26 protein-coding genes are annotated in these 22232 nt (G+C 70.6%); 17 read left to right on the top strand and 9 right to left on the bottom strand.

All coding sequences use genetic code 11. The features are described 5' to 3' along the window. The first annotated feature begins 1 nt into the window (after position 1). Positions 2-649, top strand: a complete 648-nt coding sequence (locus ACFVGY_RS31645; protein WP_385683941.1) for an L-threonylcarbamoyladenylate synthase — start codon at positions 2-4, stop codon at positions 647-649. Between the two features lie 193 nt (positions 650-842). Here the strand turns inward: ACFVGY_RS31645 and ACFVGY_RS31640 are convergent, their stop codons facing one another. After that, complete coding sequence (locus tag ACFVGY_RS31640; RefSeq protein ID WP_385683938.1) at positions 843-1217, bottom strand: hypothetical protein; 375 nt, start codon at positions 1215-1217, stop codon at positions 843-845. A 402-nt stretch (positions 1218-1619) separates the two neighbouring features. On the opposite strand from ACFVGY_RS31640, the gene ACFVGY_RS31635 reads away from it, so the two are divergent. Together ACFVGY_RS31635 and ACFVGY_RS31630 are read left to right on the top strand one after the other, a co-directional pair. Next, positions 1620-2810, top strand: a complete 1191-nt coding sequence (locus tag ACFVGY_RS31635; RefSeq protein ID WP_385683936.1) for a hypothetical protein — start codon at positions 1620-1622, stop codon at positions 2808-2810. 55 nt (positions 2811-2865) lie between these two features. After that, positions 2866-3123 (top strand): hypothetical protein, encoded by a 258-nt coding sequence (locus ACFVGY_RS31630; protein WP_385683933.1) that lies wholly within the window; start codon positions 2866-2868, stop codon positions 3121-3123. Positions 3124-3150: 27 nt separating this feature from the next. Here ACFVGY_RS31630 and ACFVGY_RS31625 read toward each other — a convergent pair whose 3' ends face one another. From ACFVGY_RS31625 to ACFVGY_RS31615, 3 genes are all read right to left on the bottom strand, one after another. Further along, positions 3151-3684 (bottom strand): hypothetical protein, encoded by a 534-nt coding sequence (locus ACFVGY_RS31625; RefSeq protein ID WP_385683931.1) that lies wholly within the window; start codon positions 3682-3684, stop codon positions 3151-3153. Positions 3685-3836: 152 nt separating this feature from the next. Continuing rightward, positions 3837-4856, bottom strand: coding sequence for a Ku protein (locus ACFVGY_RS31620; protein ID WP_385683928.1), 1020 nt, complete (start codon positions 4854-4856; stop codon positions 3837-3839). Between the two features lie 133 nt (positions 4857-4989). Next, positions 4990-5208, bottom strand: coding sequence for a hypothetical protein (locus ACFVGY_RS31615; RefSeq protein ID WP_385683925.1), 219 nt, complete (start codon positions 5206-5208; stop codon positions 4990-4992). Positions 5209-5392: 184 nt separating this feature from the next. Here ACFVGY_RS31615 and lexA point away from each other — a divergent pair, with 184 nt between their 5' ends. Both lexA and ACFVGY_RS31605 read left to right on the top strand, forming a co-directional pair. Then, a complete protein-coding gene (gene lexA, locus ACFVGY_RS31610; RefSeq protein WP_385683922.1) occupies positions 5393-6085 on the top strand; it encodes a transcriptional repressor LexA in 693 nt (230 codons plus the stop codon). Positions 6086-6214: 129 nt separating this feature from the next. Further along, the gene (locus ACFVGY_RS31605) at positions 6215-6727 is read left to right on the top strand and encodes a hypothetical protein (protein ID WP_385683919.1); all 513 of its coding nucleotides are present in this window, start codon (positions 6215-6217) and stop codon (positions 6725-6727) included. Between the two features lie 62 nt (positions 6728-6789). Here ACFVGY_RS31605 and ACFVGY_RS31600 read toward each other — a convergent pair whose 3' ends face one another. After that, complete coding sequence (locus tag ACFVGY_RS31600) at positions 6790-7347, bottom strand: hypothetical protein (protein WP_385683916.1); 558 nt, start codon at positions 7345-7347, stop codon at positions 6790-6792. A gap of 97 nt (positions 7348-7444) precedes the next feature. Continuing rightward, the gene (locus ACFVGY_RS31595; protein WP_385683914.1) at positions 7445-8302 is read right to left on the bottom strand and encodes a hypothetical protein; all 858 of its coding nucleotides are present in this window, start codon (positions 8300-8302) and stop codon (positions 7445-7447) included. Positions 8303-8622: 320 nt separating this feature from the next. Between ACFVGY_RS31595 and ACFVGY_RS31590 the strand changes: the two genes are divergently transcribed. Both ACFVGY_RS31590 and ACFVGY_RS31585 read left to right on the top strand, forming a co-directional pair. Beyond that, a complete protein-coding gene (locus ACFVGY_RS31590) occupies positions 8623-8826 on the top strand; it encodes a hypothetical protein (RefSeq protein WP_385683911.1) in 204 nt (67 codons plus the stop codon). Between the two features lie 127 nt (positions 8827-8953). After that, the gene (locus ACFVGY_RS31585) at positions 8954-11452 is read left to right on the top strand and encodes a DEAD/DEAH box helicase (RefSeq protein ID WP_385683908.1); all 2499 of its coding nucleotides are present in this window, start codon (positions 8954-8956) and stop codon (positions 11450-11452) included. Positions 11453-11501: 49 nt separating this feature from the next. Here ACFVGY_RS31585 and ACFVGY_RS31580 read toward each other — a convergent pair whose 3' ends face one another. Beyond that, positions 11502-11945: a hypothetical protein gene (locus ACFVGY_RS31580; protein ID WP_385683905.1), complete on the bottom strand. Its 444-nt coding sequence runs from the start codon at positions 11943-11945 to the stop codon at positions 11502-11504. A 228-nt stretch (positions 11946-12173) separates the two neighbouring features. Between ACFVGY_RS31580 and ACFVGY_RS31575 the strand changes: the two genes are divergently transcribed. The 7 genes from ACFVGY_RS31575 to ACFVGY_RS31545 all read left to right on the top strand — a co-directional run bounded on the left by ACFVGY_RS31575 (position 12174) and on the right by ACFVGY_RS31545 (position 17911). Next, the gene (locus tag ACFVGY_RS31575) at positions 12174-13481 is read left to right on the top strand and encodes a hypothetical protein (protein ID WP_385683902.1); all 1308 of its coding nucleotides are present in this window, start codon (positions 12174-12176) and stop codon (positions 13479-13481) included. A 146-nt stretch (positions 13482-13627) separates the two neighbouring features. Further along, positions 13628-14260, top strand: coding sequence for a hypothetical protein (locus tag ACFVGY_RS31570; protein WP_385683899.1), 633 nt, complete (start codon positions 13628-13630; stop codon positions 14258-14260). A 333-nt stretch (positions 14261-14593) separates the two neighbouring features. Next, positions 14594-16000: a hypothetical protein gene (locus ACFVGY_RS31565; RefSeq protein ID WP_385683896.1), complete on the top strand. Its 1407-nt coding sequence runs from the start codon at positions 14594-14596 to the stop codon at positions 15998-16000. A gap of 195 nt (positions 16001-16195) precedes the next feature. Continuing rightward, entirely contained in the window at positions 16196-16519 is a 324-nt protein-coding gene (locus tag ACFVGY_RS31560) for a hypothetical protein (protein WP_385683893.1), read from the top strand. 69 nt (positions 16520-16588) lie between these two features. Next, a complete protein-coding gene (locus tag ACFVGY_RS31555; RefSeq protein WP_385683890.1) occupies positions 16589-17050 on the top strand; it encodes a hypothetical protein in 462 nt (153 codons plus the stop codon). A 226-nt stretch (positions 17051-17276) separates the two neighbouring features. Further along, on the top strand, positions 17277-17492 hold the full coding sequence (locus ACFVGY_RS31550) for a type II toxin-antitoxin system VapB family antitoxin (RefSeq protein ID WP_385683887.1): 216 nt from the start codon (positions 17277-17279) through the stop codon (positions 17490-17492). Then, positions 17489-17911 (top strand): PIN domain nuclease, encoded by a 423-nt coding sequence (locus tag ACFVGY_RS31545; RefSeq protein WP_385683884.1) that lies wholly within the window; start codon positions 17489-17491, stop codon positions 17909-17911. The genes ACFVGY_RS31550 and ACFVGY_RS31545 overlap by 4 nt, the downstream gene beginning before the upstream one ends. A gap of 138 nt (positions 17912-18049) precedes the next feature. On the opposite strand, the gene ACFVGY_RS31540 is transcribed toward ACFVGY_RS31545, so the two are convergent. Further along, the gene (locus tag ACFVGY_RS31540) at positions 18050-18421 is read right to left on the bottom strand and encodes a hypothetical protein (RefSeq protein WP_385683881.1); all 372 of its coding nucleotides are present in this window, start codon (positions 18419-18421) and stop codon (positions 18050-18052) included. Positions 18422-18507: 86 nt separating this feature from the next. Then, positions 18508-19407 carry a replication initiation protein gene (locus ACFVGY_RS31535; protein WP_385683878.1) on the bottom strand — a complete coding sequence of 300 codons (900 nt, stop codon included), beginning with the start codon at positions 19405-19407 and terminating at the stop codon, positions 18508-18510. Positions 19408-19782: 375 nt separating this feature from the next. On the opposite strand from ACFVGY_RS31535, the gene ACFVGY_RS31530 reads away from it, so the two are divergent. The 3 genes from ACFVGY_RS31530 (at position 19783) to ACFVGY_RS31520 (ending at position 21746) form a co-directional block, all read left to right on the top strand. After that, positions 19783-20787: a DUF932 domain-containing protein gene (locus ACFVGY_RS31530; RefSeq protein ID WP_385683875.1), complete on the top strand. Its 1005-nt coding sequence runs from the start codon at positions 19783-19785 to the stop codon at positions 20785-20787. Between the two features lie 126 nt (positions 20788-20913). Beyond that, on the top strand, positions 20914-21210 hold the full coding sequence (locus tag ACFVGY_RS31525) for a hypothetical protein (RefSeq protein WP_385683872.1): 297 nt from the start codon (positions 20914-20916) through the stop codon (positions 21208-21210). Positions 21211-21446: 236 nt separating this feature from the next. Next, the gene (locus tag ACFVGY_RS31520) at positions 21447-21746 is read left to right on the top strand and encodes a hypothetical protein (RefSeq protein ID WP_385683869.1); all 300 of its coding nucleotides are present in this window, start codon (positions 21447-21449) and stop codon (positions 21744-21746) included. Positions 21747-22232: the final 486 nt, after the last annotated feature.

Below are 22232 nucleotides of genomic sequence, written 5' to 3'. Positions count from 1 at the left end.
CGTGCAGGTCATCCCGACCACCGATATCGACACCGCAGCGGCCGCCATCGAAGCCGGACGCCTCGTCGTCGTCCCCACCGCCCGCTGGTACATGATCTGCGCCGACGCCGCCAACCCCGACGCCTACAAGGCCATACTCGAAGGCAAGCAGCGTCCCAAGAACAAGCCCCTCGCCCTCGTCATCCCCGACCAGGACCGGGCCCGCGGCCTGCTGCACTTCACCCCCGACGCCGAGCGCCTGGCCGCCGCGTTCTGGCCCGGCGACCTCGCCCTGTTCCTCCCGTGGCGCGAGCCGGCCAACGCGGCCCGCTACACCGTCGTCGGCTCACCCGCCCTGACCACCCACGCCCCCGGCCCCCTGGGCGACCTCGCACGAGCGGTCCCCGGACTACTCGCGGCCACCACCGTCAACGTCTCCGGCGACGCCGGCCCCGACGACCGCGGCCCCGCCATCACCCTCGCCGAGGTCGAAGAGTTCCTCACCGAAGCCGGCCTCGACGCGCTCGTCATGGACGGCGGCGTCTGCCCGGCCGCCAACCACCTCACCATCGTCGACTGCGCCAGCGACCAGACCCACCTCGTCCGCGCCGGCCTGGTCCACCCGCGGGCCGTCGCCTCCGCCCTCGGCCGCACCCTGCCCACCACCTGATCCGATCCGCCCGCAGGGCGCTTCCCCCGCCCCGGGGAGGCGCCCTTCACCTTGCGCAGGCGAGCGCGGACAACTCCGCTGCCACCGCCGGATAGGAATCCCGTACACCGGCCTGGTTGCCGAGCCGATGCCGCTCCAGGTGCAGCGCATCGACGTCGAGAGGGCCCCGGGCCACCGGGCCACAGCCTGCTGTTCAGGCACTCGGCTGGGGAGCCGACCCGTAGGCGCTGCGGTCCGGGTACACCGATACGCGCTCCGCCGCGTAGGTGCCGTCCGGCAGCACCGCGTCGGTCAGTTCGAACTGCTCCCGCTTCCCCGTGGGGTCGCTCCAGGTGATCCGGACGCCGGCGGGGCGGCTGCTGGGCCAGTGGACCGGCTGGCCGTCGGCGGCCCGGGCCCCGAGCAGCGTGTAGGTGCGGACCGGCTGCACGGTTGCGGTGGCCGGGGTCGCTCCGGGGGCGACCGGGGTCTGGCGCCGGCGGAGCCAGCCCCAGACTGCGGCCCCCGCCAGCAGCGTGAGGCCGCCCAGGGTCTCCGCGGTCCAGCCGGTGAGCACGTCGGTAAGCATGGCGGTGTCCTTCTCTCTGTGATGACGGGTGCAGCACGAACAGGCCGCGCCGCTGACGTCGCGTCCTGGGCGGCACAGTGCGGGAGCGGGGTGTTAGCCCCGCAACCCCTGCCGGTCGAAGCCTCGTTGAGCCTCCCGTCGGCGGGCGTGAGGCTGGTACCCCCTGAAGTGCGGCAACCCGATGCAACTGATGCAAGATCAACGGCGGAGTGTGCGGCGGTGACCTGCTGCACGCCATTGGAGCGGGTGGACCGCCTGGTGACCTGGCGGAGGTAGGGGGGCTCTAAACGAGAGGTGCCGATACGTCATGGCGTGGGCATCCGGCTGCCGTTCCATGGGAAGTCACCGGATGAGGTGACAGCCCGGTCAGGGCCGCGGGTGGCCCCGGTACCTTCCCAGTGCATGTCCACTGACACCCCGAGCGCGGCGGACCAGCTGCTGCTCGACCACGCACACCGGCGTGGGTACGACGACGTGACCGTGAAGATGTTGGAGGTCTGGAGGAGCCGTCGGCTGCTGCCGGGCAACATCTCCGGCGGAGGCCTGGGCCGCGGCAAGGGCAGCACCTCCAGGCCGGCGCCGGAGAGCTTCGACCTCGTCCTGGGACTCGCCCGTCACGGCGGCCGGGGCAAGCGTCCCCACGACGTGGCACTGCTGCTGTTCGGCGAGGGGCTCCCGGTACCGGAGCCGACGGTACGGGCCGCCTTCAACGCGGCCGTGGACGCCCTCACCGTCCCCGGCGACGACGCACCGGACACCGACCCGGAAGAGCGGCTCGACGCCCTCGCCGACCACATCGCGGACGCCGGCCTGACCGTGACCCTGGTCCCCGCCCGCGCCCGGCGGATCGACGAAGGCATCGCCCGCCTCGTCCGCGCCGCCGGACACACCTGGCCCCCGCCCGAGCTCGCTGCCCTCGACGCGAACCCCGGCACGCCCACCGCCACACCCAAGGACGCCGCGCTGGCCGCGGCCGCCGCCGCCATCAACGGGACGATGTCCCTGGAGGACATCGCTGACCTGCTGCGCGCGATGAACCCCACTGCCGCGGCCAACCCGATCGCGTCCCTCGTCGAGACCACCCGCAAGGACGTCCCCGAGTTCGCCGACGCGGTCCTCACCGACGACAACCAGCTGGCCCTCGGCCCCGTGCGGGACGCCCGCGATCATCTGCGCGACCTGGCCGCCACGGCTCCCCTGCAGGACCTGGCGCAGGCCTGGAAGACCGCCGAGGGCGTACGGCAGTGGGCCCTGGACCTGTGCGGCCGGGTCGAGGAGGAACTCGCTGCCGGCCAGCTGGGCGAGGCCACCCTGGAGTGGATGAACGGCCGCTACGCGATGGCCGGGCTGGCCGTGCTCAGCACGCTGAAGCAGCGCGACTGGCCACCCGCCCAGCACGCCCGCGACACCTTGGTGCTCGTCTACCAGCTCGGGGAGTACCGGCGGCTCGACCGCCTCGTGCCCGGCTGCCAGTGGCACCTCCTCGCCACCGAAGGGCTGATGCCGCCGCCCACCCGCGAGCTCCTCCAAGACCTCATCAGCCGGAACGCGCCCGGCGCCGGGGCCGGGGTCGATGTCAGACCAGCCTCGTAGCGTCGATGGCGAGGGCCCCGACCGGACGGGGCCCGGAGGACCGAAGGAGCGGGCCATGGGCGAGATCAGCATCGAACGGCAGCACCTTGACCACCTGCTGGCCGACAGCGCGAGCACGTACGGCGCCCCATACCAGCAGGCCTTCGCCGAACTCGCCGAAGCGCGACGCGGCCGCCCCGTCGCCGAGATCCTGCCGCTGCTGCGCCGCGCCGCCGACGACGCGCTGCTCGGCTTCACGGACGCCGATCTACGCGAGCAAGCCCAGGCCATCAGCACGGGTCAGCCGTACGTCCTGCGCGTGAAGGTGGCCTGACCCCAGAACCCCCTCGGCCGGCAGGCCTCAATGGGCCGAGCCGGGGAGGGAGGGGGATGGCGCGAAGTGCAGCTTCTGGGGACCCTTCCCGTCGCCCTTCCAGTCAAGGAACAAGATCACGTCGGTGAACAGGCGCTCGCGGCTCGGCCAGTGCGAGGAGTAGGACGCGGGAGTGATCGACCCGTCCTTCGCCTTGTTCAGGCGCTGAGCCAGATCGGTGCGCCTCGTCACGGCCACACCGCCCCCCTCGATCATCGCGGTCACCTCGGCGTTCGTACCGGTGGTGTTGAAGATGGAACCCGCCTCGCTGGAGGATTCGGGCAGGTCCCAGGAGATCGTCGCCCAGTGCCGGATGTTCGCCCCGGATTCGGTCACGCACGCCTTCACGGTGAAGTCCCAGTTGTCGGGCCAGGGGCCGCTGTAGGCGGGGTTGTCGACGGTCTTGGACGACACCTTGCAGCGCTCCACCGCGTACGCGGGGCTGCCCCCGGCAGCGGCCGCCGTGATGGTGGCCGCCACCAGTACCGCCGAGAGCCGGACGGCGGGGAGTGTCCTGAGCATGGGTGCGCCTCCGAGGGTCGAATGCCCAGGACAACGAAGCGATGCCGGGAAAGAAGCGTGCCGACGCGGGTGACGCGCGTGTAGAGCCGGTGACGGCGCCGTTCGCCGTCACCAGGCACCTCAGGCAGGAGCCTCGAACCGAATCCCCTCGGTCATTTCCTGCGGCCCGGGTGGGAGAGCGCCTGCGCGAGCTGGTCGTGGTTCATGGACGAGCGGCCCGGGATACCGGCCGCGGCGGCCTTCTCGTACAGCTCCGCCTTCGTCAGCGCCATCAGCTCCCGGCCCTTGGCCGCCGGTCCAGAGCGCGCCCGCTTCTTCGCGGCCGGCGCCTTCTTCCCGCCCGCCGCTCGGGAACCGGGCGAGGTGGCCTTGTCGCCGGTGTCCTTGGGGCTTCTGGCCCGCTCGACGCTGGCGCGCAGGGCTTCCATGAGGTCGACGGCACCGGTCGGCTCCGCCGCCGGCTCGGCCTTCTCCACCGTCTGCCCGGCCGCCTTCGCCTTCACCAGGGCCTCGACCTTCTCGCGGAAGGAGTCGTGGAAGGCCTCCGGCTCCCACTCCATGGCCAGGGCGTCGATCAGCTGCATCGCCATCTTCACCTCCGCCGCCGTCGCCTCGACCTTCCCCGGCAGGTCGGGCACCTCGGCATGCGGATCGCGCAGCTCGTCGGCCCAGTGCAGCGTGTGGAGGGTGAGCAGGCCCTCGGCCTCCTCCGCCTTCAGGGCTACCAGGTACTCCCGCCCGCGCATCACGAAGGTGGCGATGCCGGCCTTGTTCGACTCGGCCAGCGCGCGCTCCAGAAGGGCGTAGACCTTCCCGTACTGGGCTCCCCGGGGCCCGAGGAAGTACGTCTTGTCGAAGTACACCGGGTCGACGGTGTCCAGGTCGACGAAGCCGGCGACGTCGATCGACCGGGACCGGCCGGGAGCGATCTCGTCGAGCTCCTGCGGCTCGACGATCACGTACTCGCCTCCGGTGTCGAACCCCTTCACGATGTCCGCGAGGTCCACCTCGTCGCCGGTGCGCTCGTTCACGCGGCGGTTCCGGATTCGGTCCGCGGTCCCGCGCTGGAGCTGGTGGAAGCGGATCGTGTGGCTGTCGGTGGCCGTGTAGAGGCCTACGGGCAGGCTGACGAGCCCGAACGCCAGGACCCCCGTCCACACCGGTCTGGCCATCGCCCGCACCACCCTTCACGAGGTCCACCGGGGCGTCTTCCCACCCTGCGCCCCATCACCCCCACCGGCAACGCAGGTCCGGCCCCGAGATGCCGACCCTTTCGGCGAGGCAGGGAAGCCCGTACCGGGTGCGTCAGGCCCCTTCCACCTCGCCGCGCTCCCGTGTCCAGGAGCGCACGATGCGCTCACCCTCGGGCCCGTCCTCGACCAGCTCGATGCGCACGTCGGCTTGGCTGCCGTAGCGGCCGATGAACCCCCGGAACTTCCTCTCGGCGGTCGCGTCGCTGTCCCAGGTGCCGGTGACGGCGGGGGAGGACGGCGGCCCGAAGCGCAGCCTGACGTGGAACGGCACATGCGGATCATGAGCGGTGTGCTTCCCCGCTGCAAGCTGCGGGAGACCGAGGACGGACCGCCGCCCGGCTCCTTCACCACCCGCGGCGACACCGGCACGCCCTGTTATCGAAAAGATGTTCCGTCCCGGGTGGTATGCGGGTTACTGTCCCTGCACGCAAGATCCCTTCAGGGGGGAGCACCACATGCACGTCATCGAATCCGAAGCCCGCCCCGGGCGTCCGCCCGGTGTCACCCGCCCGGGCCCGGACGGACTCACCGCCCGCCAGGCGGCCATCGTCGCCTTTATCGAGCAGACCGTCGCCCGCAAGGGCTACCCGCCCTCGATGCGGGAGATCGGCGAAGGCGTCCGCCTGCGCAGTACCTCCTCCGTCGCACACCAGCTGATGGCCCTGGAGCGCAAAGGCTTCCTCTACCGGGACCCGCACCGTCCCCGCGCCTACCGCGTCCGCAGCGACCAGCCCGCCAACCTCCTCCCCGGCAAACTGCCCGGCACGCCGCCGGAGGCCGTCCAGGTCCCGCTCGTCGGCCGCATCGCGGCCGGCGCGCCGATCCTCGCCGAGGAGCTCGTCGAAGACGTCCTGCCGATGCCGCGGCACCTGGTCGGCGAAGGCCAGCTGTTCGCGCTGACGGTGGTCGGCGACAGCATGATCGAGGCCGCCATCTGCGACGGCGACATCGTCACCGTGCGCAAGGCCGACAGCGCGGACCACGGAGACATCGTCGCCGCCATGCTGGACGGCGAAGCCACCGTCAAGCGCCTGCGCCGCGAGAACGGCCGGGTCTGGCTCATGCCGCACAACGCGGCGCATCAGCCGATCCCCGGCGACGACGCCGTTATCCTCGGCAAGGTAGTCGCCGTCCTGCGCGCGCTCTGAAACCAGAGCGCCCCGCCGCCCATGGGACGTTTCCCTCGGCACGGCGTCCCCTACACCAGCCCGGCAGAACGCCGGCACGTACCAGCCCAACGACGGGACCCCGACTTGACCCAGATGCCCGGAGCACGCGTGCCGGGACGGACCTGGACAGTCCGCCTCACCGGCCACCCCGACCACACCGTCTCCGTCACCTGCAGCACCGCCGCGTGCCGGATGCCGCCCCGTACGAAGGACGCGGCGAGCATGCGGCGCTTCGCCGCAGAACACGCCAAGGCCCACGGCCGCCTCGCCGGCGCCCGCCCCAACGCCGCCTGCAGCTGCGGCAGCGCCCAGTGCGCCCTCCACGAAGCCCGCGTCCACTGCACCGGCCCCAGCCTCCTGGTCCTCGTCCACAACCCGGCCGTCGGCCAGGTCTGGACCCTGGCCGAGGTCTGCCAGACCTGCGCCCAGAACATCCCGCACATCACCATCCTGGCCACGGGCAAGCCCGCACTCCCCACCCCCGCGGCCCCGGCCGTCGAGCAGCCGGTGCGGCGCGCCGCGGTGCCGGGCGGATTCTCCTCACCGGAGGCCGCTCCCGATCCGTCACCGGGGCGCCGCCGTCCCCACCGCGCCCACCGGCAGCGCCGCTCGGGAAGCTGAGCCCGCCAGGGCCAGCCGCCGCGCAGACGGACGCTCGGGGCGCGGCTCACGAGGGCTCGGCGTCAGGTTCGGGTCACGCTGTAGCCGGTGTCGTTGAGAGCGGCCGTCCAGACCTCCCGGTCGAACCACTTCGTGATGTCCGGCTGCATCGCCGTGATGGCGGCCATCCGGGCCTGCCAGTCAGCGCCGGTGGGCCGCTTGTCCCGGCAGCCGGTGCAGCCGTCCTCTCCGTGGATGTGCCCGGCCATCCAGGCGTTGACGGCAACGTTGACGATGACGCTGTAGAGATCGCCGCCGCTCTCCTCCAGGGCATCGGGCACGCCTGCGAGGATCAGCGCGAGCTCCGGGTTGTCGACCGGAGGCATCGGCGCGCGCCCCACCTGGCCGGGCGCGCTGTCGTCCTCGGCGGCCTGCCGCTGCTTGGCGATGCTGGCCGCGAGACCGGCCGGGTCGAAGTACCGCCAGGCGGACCGCTCCTGAATCCCCAGCTGGGCGGCGACGGCGCGGATGTTCCGCTCGATGGTGTCGGCGACCGTACCCGGGCGGACGGTCACACCCCGGCGGGCCAGCTCGGCCAGCGTGTCGGCGACGGCTTCGTTGAACGCTCTGGTGTTCCTCATGGACGCCATCCTTCAGGAACGCCCACTGCCCCGGGATCCCGATCCATCCTGCTTCATGCCTGGGGAGGGCGAGTTGACCACCCTTGGCATCCGAGGGTTAGCCGCTGCGCTGCCGCCCGAGCGGCCACTGCCCGGTGAACTCCCTGAGCCGGTCGCGCTGGCGGTCCTCCTCCGCGATGACGTCGTTGAGCACGGCCTGATCGACGTGGGGAGCGACGGCGTTGAGGACCAGGCGCTGGAGCTCGGCGGGGTCGAGCGCCTCGACCTCCCACTGCACCGGCTGGGCGGGGTCGAGTCCGTACCGGCGGGCGAACCCGGCCCAGCGCGGGTCGCCGGCCTTCCCCGCAGCGGCGGGCAGGTCGTACGCGCGGACTTGGTCGTGCGTGAGCAGCACGCGCTCCACACGGGTCCAGCAGGCTGTGCGGGCGACCCAGTCCCGCTCGATGTCGGCCCCCGAGGCGTCGAAGTCCCCGACGTAGAGCAGCACGGCTGGCCGCTTGTCCCGGGCCGTACGCTCGCGCACGACCTGGACGTAGCTCTGGCTTCCGAAGCCGCGGACGACGAGCACGGGAATGCCCGGACGCTCCAGCCAGCCCGTCAGCTGGGCCCGAAGGGTGTCCTTTTCGCAGGCGACGTACAGGGCCGTCGTCTGGCCGGCGGTCCGGTCCAGGGCGAACCAGTCGGGGGCTGCCCTGAGGAACGCGCCGGCGTCCGGCCAAGCCGGGGGTACGTGGACCTCGCGCAGCGGGTCGATGAGGTCGGGGAACCGCTCCTCGCGGCGGGCCTGGGCGAGGCGGGCGGACAGGCGTCGGTACGTCGGCGCGGTGTGCGGGATCAGCCCCTCGACCACGAGCCGGTAGTACGCCTGTCGGAGAGTGCACCCGCCGACCTGGTCGTAGCCGGTGACGATGTCGGCGGCGCGGGTCACGATCCGGGGCCAGTGGAGTCGGGTCACACCGGTACATGTACCCCTCCGGCCGGCCGGCGGCGTGCCGACCCCACGGACACGGTGCAGACCGGCCTTCCCGGCCCGCACCGACGACCTTTTGCACAACCGTGATCCGGAGAGAAGTGAGGACCGCCTGCACGAGAACGGAGCTCCGGAAGGCAGCTTCCCCGCCAGGCGACTTCCAAGGGGACACGATCGTGAGGCAAAGCCCGCCGGAAACCGCCGAGTCAGCTTCTCAAGGTTGCGCGCAGGCGTTTGACCAGCGCATTAGCGCCCGGCAGGCTCATGGGTATCCCCTTCCACCCACCCTGTGAGGAGACATACCGATGCCCAGGAAGACTGCCTACACGCTCGTTGTGGAACTCGAACGGCAGGAGGGCGCCCCGGTTCCGGTCACCGAGCTGCTGCACGCGCTCCAGGACGAGCTGGACGGCTTCGAGCTCTACGTGGACACCGACAAGGGCGATGCGCACTTCCACCTCACCGTGGCCGGAGTGCTCACCGCGGAGGACCAGGACAAGCGCGTCTGATCTGCCCCGCGCCCTCCGTCGAGGCAGGGCATCAACCTCGTCCTATAAGTCCGCTATTCCGGTCGGCTACTGTGATCGGTTGTGGCTCTGCTGGGCGCCACACGGGTGCGGACTGTAGGGGGATCCCATGGTTATCGATTTCTCGGCCTTCAACTCCGGCGCCGCGCCGGCCCCCGTGGATCCGCGCCTGCTGTTCGACTCCCTGCCTCGGGTGGAGCGCTATGAGTTCCTGCGCGACCCGCAGGGCCAGGTCCTTCAGGCGTGGTTCGAGCGCCGTGACGAACGGGACCTGGTCATCAAGCTGAACACGGGCGGCGGGAAGACCCTGGTCGGCCTGCTGATCTGCCAGTCCAGCCTGAACGAGGGCAAGGGTCCCGCCCTCTACCTCGCCCCGGACCCCTACCTGGCAGAGCAGGCGACCGAGCAGGCGCGCGAGCTCGGCCTGGAGGTCACGAACGATCCGCGCTCCCACCGGTTCACCGGGGGAGAAGCGATCTGCGTACTGAGCCTGAACCGTTTCGTCAACGGCAAGAGCGTGTTCGGGCTGCTGGGCGACGCCAGCCGGCCGATCGTCGATGTCGGCACGATCGTGGTCGATGACGCTCACGCGGCGCTCGCCACGGTGCGCGAGAAGTTCACGATGGTGGTGTCCAAGGAGGACCACAAGGAGGCCTTCGACGGGCTGCTGACCCTGTTCGAGCAGGACCTGCGGCAGCAGTCGCACAGCCGCTACCTGGATTTGACCACCGGCGTTCCCTCGGCCGTGGCGCAGGTGCCGTTCTGGGCCTGGTCCAACCGTGAGGCCCGGGTCACCGAGATCCTCCAGGGCCTGCGCGGCGACGAGGAGCTCCAGTGGTCGTGGCCCCTCGTGCGAGACGTACTCCCGGTTTGTCGCGCGGTCTTCACCCATGACCGGCTGGAGATCCAGCCTCCGCACCCGCCCATCGGGAAGATTGCCACCTTCACCCGCGCCCGTCGGCGCGTACACCTGACGGCGACCCTGGCCGACGACAGCGTCCTCGTGACCGACTTCGCCGCCGACCCCCAGTCGATGGCCTCTCCGATCACCCCGGTCAGTGCCGGCTACCTCGGCGACCGGCTCATCCTGGCCCCCCGCGACATCAGCCCGAGCGTCACCGACGAGGCCGTACGTGAAATGGCCGCCCGTCTCGCCCAGCGGGTCAACGTGGTCGTCCTCGTGCCCTCCCACCGCCAGGCTCGGACCTGGGACGCCCACTCTGCCGTCACCGCTTCCACATCCGAGCAGATCGGCGCGGCTGTGCGCCGCCTGCGGGCCGGTCACGTCGGTCTGGTCGTACTCGTCAACAAGTACGACGGCATCGACTTGCCCAGGACCGCCTGCGAAGTGCTGGTCATGGACGGCTTGCCGGAGGCGTACGGAGGGCTCACCCGCCGCGAGCAGGTCCTGCTCGGTGAATCCGAGGGCATGGTCAACCGCCAGCTCCAGCGCCTCGAACAGGGCATGGGCCGCGGCGTCCGCTCCGTGAACGACCACTGCGTGGTCCTGCTGCTGGGCGACCGCCTGTCCCAGCTGATCGCGACTCCGCAGTACCGGGAGCGGTTCGGGCCCGCCACCCGCGCCCAGATCGACCTCTCCCGGAAGGTTGCCCAGGCCCTCGCCCAGCAAGGCGGCGACCCCCTGCCGAAGATCGAGGGCGTCGCCGACCAGGTCCTCAACCGCGACCCCGGCTGGATTGCCACCGCACGCACCAACCTGACCGAGGCCACCTACCAGGCCTCAGCCCTCTCCCCGGCCGCCACGCACAGCCGGGCCGCGTTCGACCAGGCCGCGCTCCGGCAATTCGCGGAGGCGGCCGCGCACATGGGCAAGGCCGTCGCCGAAGCCACCGACCCGCTGGAGCGCGGCTACCTCCAGGAGCAGCTCGCCGCCTACCAGCACTTCATCAACGAACCCCGGGCGCAGCAGACCCTTGTGCAGGCCCGGGCGAACAACCCGTCCCTGCTGCTGCCCATCGACGGCGTGAAGGCCACCAGGCTCACGTCCAACGCACCGCAGGCCGCGCAGGCCGCCCGGTACTTGGAGACCACCTACGGCGACCGGAACAGGCTCCTCCTGGGCATCGACGCGATGCTCGGAGACCTCGCCTACGACCCCAACCGGGTGCCGGCGTTCGAGGTCGCCCTTGAGCGCCTGGGCCGACACCTCGGGTTCGAGGCACAGCGACCCGACAAGTCCACCGGGAACGGCCCCGACGTCCTCTGGGCCACAGGGAATCTCCACTACCTCGTGCTGGAAGCGAAGTCCGGCGCGACCAGCGACAAGATTTGGCGCAGCAACGTCGAGCAGCTGGCCCACTCGATGAACTGGTTCCAGGAGACGTACGACGCCACATGCAGCGCCACCCCCGTGCTCCTGCACAGGTCCAACACCCTGGAGCGCAACGCTGTCGCCCCGGCCGGCACTCGCATCATCACCGAGACGACCATGGCCACCCTGGGCCAGGCCGTCCGCAAGGCGATGATCGCTCTGGCGGACGCCGATGCATGGCGCGAGCCGGGCGCGATCGAGACGCAGTTCCAGGCGCACCGGCTCCTGGCCGCAGGGATCGCCGAGCGGTTCAGCGTCAAGCCCCGCTCTACCTGATCCCTGAAGCGCTCGCCGCCGTTCCCCCCGGCCCGTCGGCAGGGCCGACTCAGGGGCCGGCGACTACGGACCGGATCCGGTCCAGGTGCAGCATGGTCTCCTCCCGGCCGTACACGGCCACGCAGCGGGCGACGGCGGAGAGCGCGAAGACGGTGGCCAGCTGCGCGTCGTCCAGAGGGAGACGCGGGGCTGCGCCGTCGCCTGCGAGGGCCAGGACCGCCTCGGCGACGGCCGTCTCCATAGGCACGCTCTCCAGCCATTCGATGCCCGCAGGCCCCATCACCGCGCGGTGGTACGGGGAGAAGCCGGGGTCGGCGAGGACGGCTTCGGTCAGCAGCCCCGAGGTCTGCTGGCGCATGTAGGCGGCCGTGGTCGGGCACACGGCACCCGCCGCCGCGGCGGCCGCGATGGCTTCCGGGTCCGCGGCGAGGTACCCGCGCATCAGGGCCAGGGCGGCCGTTTCGCCGACGATCTGCTCCGTGCTGGTGGTCATACCCGTCCAACGACGCAACGGCGCCGTGGGCGCGGCCACCAAGCCGCCGGCTCCGCCGCGTCCGGGGACGGACCGCGGCCCCTAACTCCCTGATTCCGAGGCAGATTGGGCCGATTGAAGCATCTGACCAGCCCTGATTGTGAGTGATGGATGGTATAGTTGTCTTGTTGGTCGGCGGTGGCAGCCGGTCAACAAGCCGAATCCACATCTCACTCTCCAGGGAGAGCCATGACCACGTCCGAAACGCAGGTCGCTACCTCCGCCGCAGCAAAGAAGGAGGAAAAGGAGCCCGTAAAGCCGACCGCGAATTTCGCGGGAATCCACGCGGAGATCATCGAAGCTCTGAATTTCGCTGAATTCGGAATTGCCCCGAAGGCCCAGCCGCCCGCTCAGCGCGGAGTGCTGATCGAGACCGGCGGCAACCACGTCGTCTTCAGCGCCTACGACTTCGACACCGCGGTGTCGGTCATGGTCCCGGCCGCCACGCCCGCCGGGAAGGGCTCCTCGCTCCTCGACTTCCCGGAGCTGAAGAAGACGCTCGCGGCCATGGTCGCCGGGGAGACGAAGGCCGTCGCGGCCCAGACCCGCGTCTCGCTCGCCGGGGACCTGCTGGCCACCGAGCACCTCACGGTGCCCATCACCACGCACGACACCGACTCGTACACCCAGCCGCTGGGGGCCGTGCCCGCCATGGCCACTATGGACGCGCAGGCCTTCCTCGGCCAGCTCAACCGCGTACTGCCCGCGGCGGGCACCGACGACACGCTGCCCGCACTCACCGGTATCCAGGTCACGCTGGACGGCGAGACGCTCACCATGGCGGCCACGGACCGCTACCGCTTCGCCGTCGCGGAAGTCCCCGTCACCACGACCGTGCAGCCTCCGGAGAAGCCGCTGGCCGCGCTCATCCCGGCCGCCACCCTCTCCGCCCTGGCCAAGCGGCTGAAGAGCCACGACGGGCCCGTGGGTATCGGCATCCTCGAAGACGACCATGCCGAAGGGGATCCCGTGGCCACCTGGCCCACTCCCCGCGCCACCCTGTCGCTGGGCGCCATCACCATCACGATGCGCTCGCTGGACGGCAGCCTCCCCAAGTACCAGTCGCTGTTCCCCAAGGCGTGCGAGACATCGGTCCGGCTCGACCGCGCCACGACCGTCCGGGCCGTCAAGAAGGCGCAGGGAGTCCTGACCGCCAAGGGCCTCAAGGGTGTCCCCGTCATGTTCGCCTGGGACACCGACGGCAACCTCACGGTCGCCCCCCGGCTGGACACGGCCGAAGGCGAGGCCCGCACCAAGGGCATGTCCATCCCGATGACCATCACCCACGGCACCGGCGAAGGCCTGCGCGGCGGCCTCGCCGCCTTCAACCCGAGCTTCCTGCTGGACGCGCTCGGCACGTTCACCGGCGACACCATCACCCTGCACCTGGGCGAGATGAAGAACGGGCAGATCAGCAAGCCCGGACTCTTCACCGAGGGCCCCGAGCTGGCTGGCCAGGGCTACAAGCACCTGTTGATGCACGTCCGCCTCTCCTGAGCGAACAGACACCCGCGGGGGTGGGGCGCGCCGCCCCCCCCCCCCCCCCCCCGGGGGGGGGGCCCCCCCCCCGCCCCGCCCCCCCCCCGGCGGGGAGTGGCACCCCGCCGGCCCGAACACACACCCGCAGGAGGTACCCCACCTTGATGCTCGACTGGCGAGGAACCCCGATCACACACCGCGCCCACGTCCTCTTCCCCCGGAAGTGGGGCCGCAGCGCCCACTCGACCGAGATGGTGGAAGGCGTTGTCCAGAGCTTCAGCCCCACCGGACGGATCACCGTCGACGTCCTTCGAACCTCCCGTCCGCGTGAGACCGGAGGAGCCGGCCGCACCCGCTACGCGGTCCCAGCCCACAGCGTGACGGTCGTGCCCGCTCCGGCCCGCCTGCGCACCGGAGACGACCCGGGCGACGCCACACCGAGCCCAACCCCGCAGATGCCCGCCCCGGCCGCGTCCCTTGAGCTCTTGACGGTGGACGGAACGGAGTACGGGCCCTACCCCGGACAACCCACCACAGCGTCGCGATCCCCGTACGACACCTACCTCTTCACCGGCGAGACCGCGCAACGCATCGTCGACGACCTGCACCGGGACAACTGCGGCCTCACGGCAGCGTTCGAGTACGACGGCACGCTCACGTTCACCTGGGACGCCACCTATCGGGACGAGCCCGGCGCAGAGCGCGTCACCCCCGACGCCCAGGGCCGCTACGCGATCGGCGGACTGTGGCCCTGGGACACCTGGCCGGAGTCCGGCGAGGCGACGGCCCAGTCCTGAATCTCCACCCGACGCAGCCCAGGCCCCTGCCCGCGGAAGGACTCGTCTCGGTCCGCCACGTGCAGGGCCCGGATCGGGGCGCTTCCAGCACGCGCCGGCAGCTCGCGGGCGGCCGGGACGGCGCCCCGGACCACGACGGCCGGGGCGCCGTCCACCGGCCTGCCCGACGGCTCCGGCTTCACCCGCAGGAGTGAATTCACCCCTCGCGTACGCGGGCGGGGATCTGGCGGTGCGCCCCCAACTGCCGCTCAAAACATGGACATTGACAACAAATGGGATCTTTCGCAATCTTTCGGACGTGGCTCCAGACGGGGGCCCGGAGAGGAGTTCGTGATGGGCAAGCAGCGCGAGTTCTACGACGAGCAGGCGGCGGCCGGCAGGCTCGGAGTCCCGGTGGCCGCATGGCGGTGGGCGGCAGGGTCCGGACTGGTCCCGCCGGCGGACGCGGGGCCGGGCCAGTGGTCCCGGTCCGCGGTCGACGGGGCGGACGCGGAAGGCGTCCGCGCCGCCCTGCGCGGGCCGATGGCCGCAGGGCAGGCGGCGGACCGGCTGACCGAGGCCCTGGGCCAGCCGCTGCCGCGGTGCCGCCCGCGGGTGACGGCTGCAGCGGTCGGCCACCTGGTGAAGGCCGGCCTTCTGGTCTGGCTCGGCGGGGAAGCGACGTGCCCCGACGTCCATCCGGACCAGCTGGCCGCCCTCGCCCGCCGCCGGGACCTGCCCGCGCTCCTGGACCGCCACGTCCCCTTCGGCCCGGACCAGGCCGCGGTCCGCCTGGGCGTGCGCAGGGTCGACTTCGACCAGGTCGTCAGGCTCGGATGGATCTCCCCTACGGGCTCCGTGATGATCGACTACAAGTCCCACGGCGGCTGGACCAAGGTCCCCCTCTACTCGGGGGTCGATCTCGCCCTGCTCCCGGTCCTGCGGCCCGGAGTGGACTGGGAAGCGCTGCGCACGGTGCCCCCCGGCCGCCGCTCGCCGCTCGCCGGCCTCGCGCCGGTCGCACCCGGGCGAGACGTGGTGCTGCTGGCAGAGGTGGCCAGGATCGCCCGAGTGGGCCGCGCCGCGGTGGTGAACTGGCGCCGGCGGCACGCCGACTTCCCGGCCCCGGTCGGCGGGACGGACATCCACCCGGAATTCGACCGCAGCGCGGTGGCCAGCTGGCTCCTCGACCACGACAAGATCGAGATCCCGTCCCAGATCCCGCCGGCCACGCTGATCCTCGGTGGCGGCGAAGGCGCGACCAGGCTCCGGCTCGACGGCCCGCTGCTGCTCCTGGCGGACGACGCCCAGGACCAGGACCAGCTGACGGGCTGGACCACCGAGGACGACGCCGACACGCTGGCCAAGCTCACGGCCGGGGAGTTCGGAGCGCCGCTGCGCAGGCTGGCGGTGCCCGGAGCGGCGCCGCTGGCGGTGCCCGGCGAGGTGCGGATCATCGACCTGTTCAGGAACGGATCGGGGGGACTGAAGGTGACCCTGGCGTGGCCGGCCGCCCTCCGGGGCGCCGCCTCAGACAGCCAGGCGGGCGGAGTGGTGCGCCACGGCCTCGCCTACGCGGGATCGGGAGAGGCCTGCCCGTGCAAGCGGCACGCCTGCGGCGGCGTTGTTCCCGTCTCCTGGTGTGCAGAGCACGGGGCGTCGGTCGAGCCGGTCCTGGAATGGCACCCGGGCGGTGGAATCCGGTGTGCTCACCTGGCTCGCAGCCGGAGCGGTGCCGCAAGCGCCCCGCCCGGGGTCTGATCAGGCTGTGGCCGGGGCCTGGCGGAGGAGCCGGCCCCGGCTCCGGGCAGCGGGTCCCGCTGGTGCGGACACCAGAGACTCCAGGTGCCCAGGGAGCGCACCAAGCCCCGAAAGTGATACATGCATGGTATAGTTATCTCAATGGTTGGTGGTGGCAGCCAACCAAACCCGAAGGCACGATCGAGAGGATCTCAGATGACCATGACGACGGATCGGTACGACCCCGCACCCGGCACCGAGTACCCGTTCTCCATCTCGGACATCGCCCGCCAGGCGGTGAAGCTCCTCGGCGACGACTGGCACGCCGAGTCGGGCTACTGGGGCGTCGTCGGCGAGATCACCACCCGGGACGGCGCCCGGTTCATCGTGGGCGTGGACCACGAGGGAGACCTCTACGTCCACGCGGACAAGAATGCCGAGCCGACCTTCCTCATGGAGTACTTCGACTGCACCAGCGCCTCCGACGGCCTGGAAGAGGTCACCAAGCGTGTCGTCGCGGTGATCCTCGACATCGCCTGACCCATGTCCCTCGTTCTCCGCCCCGGGCGCCAGGGTGCGCCCGGGGCCCGGCCCGTCGAAGGAGCCTTCATGCGATTCCTCATCACGGACGACCACGGAACCGTCCTCGCCACCCTCGAAGCGCCCCCGGAGGGGGCGGTGTCCGTCGCCATCGAGCGGGAGGACGACCCTGACTTGCTCTTCGCTGCAGCAGACCTGTACGGGGACGGCAGCGTCCACGTGGGGCACTGGCCCGACGGGGTGGAGTGGGAGGTGCTGCTGCGCGCGACCGGCACGCCGAACCCGTACGGCTCCGGGGAGCGCCGCGTGCAGGCTCCGCTGCCGGGGCGGGTCAGTGCCCAGGAGATCGCCGAACTTCTCGACTCCCTCGCCTTGGACGGAGACGTGCTTGACGTAGCCGTGCACGAAGCGTTCGCGGAGCAGGCCAGCGAAGTGAACAACCAGGGCCTGGCCGCTCAGGTCGAGTACCTGGCAGGCAGGTGCGCCGACGTGCACGTTCTGCGAGACCTGCTCACCGACCTCACCTCGTGACACTGCCGACACTGGCATCCTTCAGCCGGTGTCGATGCCCTTCCACCCGTGCCCGAGCCCGCGGCGTCGTGGCCGGGGCGACGCCGCGGCTGTGCGCGCCGACGGGGTGTTCAGGGCGTTGGTTGAGACTAGGCGGCCAAGGCCGCCGGGGCGGTCTCGGCCGGCCCCGAGCCCCAGAGGGTTTGGCGATATACTTTGCTTCATCGTTGATATATGGAGGAGTGTCATGGCTCGTACGGTGATCGATCTTGATGACGAGCTGGTCGCGGAGGTGGCCAAGGCTCTGGGGACCAGTACCAAGAAGGAGACGGTCAACACCGCCCTGCGGGAGGTGCTGGAGAACAGGCGGCGGGCGCTGGCCCTGGCCCGCCTGCGCGCCGCGGCCGACGAGGGCGCTTTCGATCTGACGCTGTTCGAGGACAAGCGGAACTACCGGCGGTGAACGCGGCGCTCTACCTGATCGACACCAGCGCCCTGGCTCGCTTCATGCGGGGTGACGCGGAGCAGTACGGCTGGGACCAGGCGGCGGCCGCCGGCCTGATCGCCACGTGCCCCGTCACGGAGCTGGAGTTCTTTTACAGCGCCCGGTCGGCGGCCGACAGGGCGCGCGGCATTGAGGACATGCGGCTGATCTTCGGCTGGGTTCCTGTCGACGACCGCGCCTACGACCGGGCCTGGCAGGTCCAGGAGGTCCTCGTGAAACAGGGCAAGCAGCGCCGGGCTGGTGCGGTCGACCTCGTCGTCGCCGCGACTGCCGAGTTGCGGGGCCTCACTCTCCTGCATCGGGACCGCGACTTCGAGTGCGTTGCCGCAGTCACCGGCCAGCCTCTCCAGTGGTATGGCGCGGAGGGGAGCATGTAGCACCGCCCGCTGGGCCGCCTCTCCGCGCTTTTGGCCCCCGGTCGTCCCGGGAAGGACGGGGTGGCGCGGCGTTGCCGTCCGCCGAGGCGTCGGCACGTCGAACCGCTCTGGTCCGTGTTTCCTTCACTCTGCACGGGTCTAACGACCTGAACTGTTGGCGGGGGCCGCCGCTTGATGGCCCGTCTGCCTTCCGGGCGGTGGGCCGTCGGCATGTGCGCCCGGTGCTACTGCAGGCCCGGGCGCGGTGACCACGGTCACTTGTGGGTCGGACGCGCCCACTTCGGGGTTGGAGGTTCGGGGCTCGTCAACGACCTCAATGGGCAGCGTCGTAGGGGTGAGGTCGACACCGGCTGCCCGGGCTTCCTTGAGCCGGATCGACACCAGCCCGGGGGACACCGACAGTTCCCGCGCGATCTCGTAGCCCTTCAGCCCCTGCCGGTGGAGCTCGACGATTCGGTCTCGGCGCTGCCGGGACCGGCCCTCGTACGCCGCGCGTTCCTCGGAGACCATGCGCAGTACCGTCCGCGGGGACACTCCGAACCGGTCCGCGAGCTCACGCGCCGTCACCGGCCGGCGCTCACGCCTGGGCTGCTGCGTCACGACTTCCCTCTCATGTAGTCGAGCATGGCGGCGGTTCGCTCGTCCCGGCGCGCCGCGCGCGCTTGGCCGCTCTTCTTGCCGCGGGCGGACTGGATGGCGACGAAGGTGGCCTCGTACACGGCCGCGCCGTCCTTCCACATCCTTGATCGCGTCGTGATCCACCGGTGGATGCTGTTGGCGATCGCACGCGCCTCCACCTGTGGCAAAGGCTCCGCGAACTGGGTGTTCCGGGTGTGCACTTCCGCGTGGATCGCGGCGTGCAGGGTGTCGGGACTGCCGAAGTGGTGGCGAACCTCTCGATACGCCCAGGTCCGGGCCGTCTCGAAGATCGAGCAGTTACGCCCCAGCCCCGTGATGTTGGTGCGAAAGCGCTTGGTCTCCCGCCAGCGCGTCGCCGGCATGTGACCGCCCAGCGCCTCTTCCAGGCCACCGAGCGTGTGAAGACCGCCGTGGAGCCATTCAGTGCTCCAGTCCGTGTGCAGCGGGTTCTTCGTCATCAGCCCCGAGTACGCCGCATCACCGTCCAGCGCGCGGCGCAGGCCCTCGGTGACGGCTGCGGCGTAGGCGAGGGGCTTGCGTCGGGCGTACTCGGTCCGCGTCACCGCCTCTGCCAGGGCCCACACCGCATGAGCGTGCCCGTTCACCGGGTTCTCCACGACCGCGTTGGGCAGCGGGTGCGACCCCACCGACGACACCGCCCGCAGCACCGCGTCCGCGTGGTCCACATCCACGACGAGGAGATTGCTGATCGCCGACGGGTTCGCCTCCACGTACCGACGGGTCATGGCCACCGGACGACGCTCGCGCCGGATCCCCTCCTGCAGCCGGTTCGTCGCGTACGGCCGCAACGGCAGCCACAACTCGTCCCACTGCCCCGCAGGCAGCTCCGCACTCATGCGCTGATCATCCCGAGCCGGCCGGGTCGGATGGGCCCGGACACGCCACGAACTTCAAAGTCCGTCACGAACCAAGTCAGATAGTTCGGGGTTCCGGAGCCCTGCCTCTCCAGCTCAACAGCCACCCCGGGCTCTAGCCGCGGCTCACAGCTTCAAAGTACGACACGAACCAAGTCAGATGGTTGAGGGTTCCTGCACCCGACCCACGCACCTACCCCTGACTCCCCAACGGGCGTGATGTTGGGCATTGGCGGTGGGGCGATGGAGAAGGGGCTCCAGCTGGACGTGAGTGACGAATAAATGCTATAGTTTTCTCGTTGGTCGGCGGTGGCAGCCGACGGACACCGGAAGACACATTTCTGTGAGGAGAGTTCCATGGCGCACCTGATTGAGCAGTTCAGCGACGGTACGGCGGCGTTCGTGAGTGCGCAGAAGAGCGCCTGGCACCGGCTTGGCACCGTGACGACGGAGGCCCTGACGGCTGAGGACGCGATGCGCCTGGCCGCGCTGGACGGCTGGAACGTCCGCCTCGTCGGCCTGCACGCGACCGAGCTGACGGCCGAGGGCGCGACGCTGCTGGACGTACCGAACCACCGCGCGAGCGTGCGTACCCACCCCAAGACCGGGCGTCCCGAGACGCTCGGCGTGGTGGGCCCGGACTACACCCCGGTCCAGAACGAAGAGCACGCGGAGTTCCTGAACTACCTGGTCGACGAGTCCGGCGCTCACTTCGAGACCGCGGGCTCGCTGCGCGGCGGCCGCCAGGTCTTCTTGACCATGAAGCTGCCCCAGTCGATGACGATCGGCCGGAGCGACGAGGTGGACCTCTACATCGCCGCGTTCAACTCCCACGACGGCTCCAGCGCGTTCCGGATCGTCGTCACCCCCGTGCGGGTGGTGTGCGCCAACACCCTGCGGGCCGGGCTCCGCAACGCGAAGAGCAGCTACACGGTCCGCCACACCTCTGGCGCCCGCGGCCGCATCGCCCAGGCCCGCCAGGCTCTGGGACTCACCTTCAAGTACGCCGAGGAGTTCGAGAAGGCCGCCCAGCGCATGCTGGACGCGGAGATGACCACCCCCATGCTCCGGTCGGTCGTGGAACAGCTGTGGCCTGTCGCCAACGGCGACAGCACCCGGAAGAAGAACAACCAGCTCACCCGCTGGAACACGATCCGGAACCTGTTCGAGAACGCGGACACGCAGGCAGGTATCCGTGGAACGGCGTGGGCGGGCTACAACGCGATCACCGAGTACGCCAACCACGTCGCCCCGGCGCGCGGCGCCACCTCGGATCTGAAGAGCGCTGCTCGCGCGGAGCGGGTGATCACGGGGACCGCGGACGACGTGATGGAGCGGGCCTTTCGGCTCGTGACTGTCTAGCTCGAATTGGGGAGCAGCCGGAGGCCGCTCCTCGCCCTTCCTGGCCGGGAGCAGCCGTGGGGCTGCTCCCGGTACCGCTCTCACCGAACTGCCGTCGGATCGCATCGGCGGGATATGGAGCCTTGTATGTCGCACGCCGGCCACCGGAGTCCGCGGATTCGTCCGTTCCTTGATCTCTGTACCAGCCATTTGAGCGCCCCTGCCCGGGATGCTCTCGATACCTTCGAGGGGGTGCTGGCGTACCCGACGGGGCACGGCTGGCTGATGTACGCGCCCGAATCCGCTGTCGAGCGAGCTGCGGCCTTCGGCTGGCCCGCAGAGCTCCTTGCCATCGTGAAGTTGGCCCATGCCCACGACTGCGCCTACGTCCTGTTTGATGCGGACGCCGACGAGACCGACGAACTGCCCCTGTTCGACGAGTAGCGGGCCACCTACCCGGCTGGGCTGGCGGAAGCGGCCGGCGCACGGGGTTCTTGCACCCGAGGCACGCGCCTACTCCTGACTTCCCCAAGGGGGGTGGTGTCGGGGGTTGGGGTGGGGTGGATGCCGGAGTGGCCCCACCTAGACATGAGTGATGAATGCTTGCTATTGTTGTCTCGTTGGGTCGATGGTGGCAGTCGGCCTTCCCCGAGTTCGTATCTCGTTCCAAGGAGACACCCGTGAAGAAGCCCGTTCTTTGCTGCGCCACCCATGTGTGGGCTGGCGATGTGGACAAGGCCACCGAGCACTACGCCACTTATCAGGAGACCAGCGCGGCGCAGCTCGACGAGATCGCCGACCGGCTCGAAGCGCGTAACGCGGTCGGGGATTCGCAGGAGGCGAAGGAACTGCGCGAGAACGCCGCCTACAACCGCGAGGCCGCCGCGCGGGCCCGCAGCGCCGCCGGCCGCGAGCACCTCCGCCGGACCGGCCTGTGGCTCACGTCGTCCTGTGTGCAGCGGACCCGCACCGGGGCCTGACTGCGGGCGTTCGCCCCGCGCCCTGAGGCTTCGCCAGTCCTTCGGGGGCCGCCGGACAGCGGCCCCCGAAGGACTGGAATGCGGGGTGTTTTGACGGTGTGATAGCCGGTGTGTTGGTTGTGTGGGGGAGGCCCGGAAGGGCCTCCCTTTTCTTTTCCTGGGTGGTTTCCTATTCGTTTCCCGGGCGAGCTGAATTCCTGTCCCGCATTCTCTGACGTGTCATCAGGTTTGGAGGGTGTGACGGTCCGTCCGTGGCACACGCCCGAGATATCGGAGAAGTGTGCCCGGGACGTTGCAAGGGAATTCGAAGCATCGGTAATTAGGCCGTAAGGCCGTCCCGGAATTCCCCCGCGCACCCCGCCCCCATAAACCCGTCCGCCCGTAAGGGCGTCCGCCCCCGACACCACGCCCGGAAGGGCGCTGAAACCCCCTCAGGAAAACCCGCCCACACCCCCACCCGAACCCTCCCACCCCACACCCCGCCCC

The organism is Streptomyces sp. NPDC127106, from assembly GCF_042677605.1.
In the GTDB taxonomy this organism is placed as follows: domain Bacteria; phylum Actinomycetota; class Actinomycetes; order Streptomycetales; family Streptomycetaceae; genus Streptomyces.
Note: the sequence above shows the minus strand (reverse complement) of the source record. Positions and strands in the feature narration are given on the sequence as shown.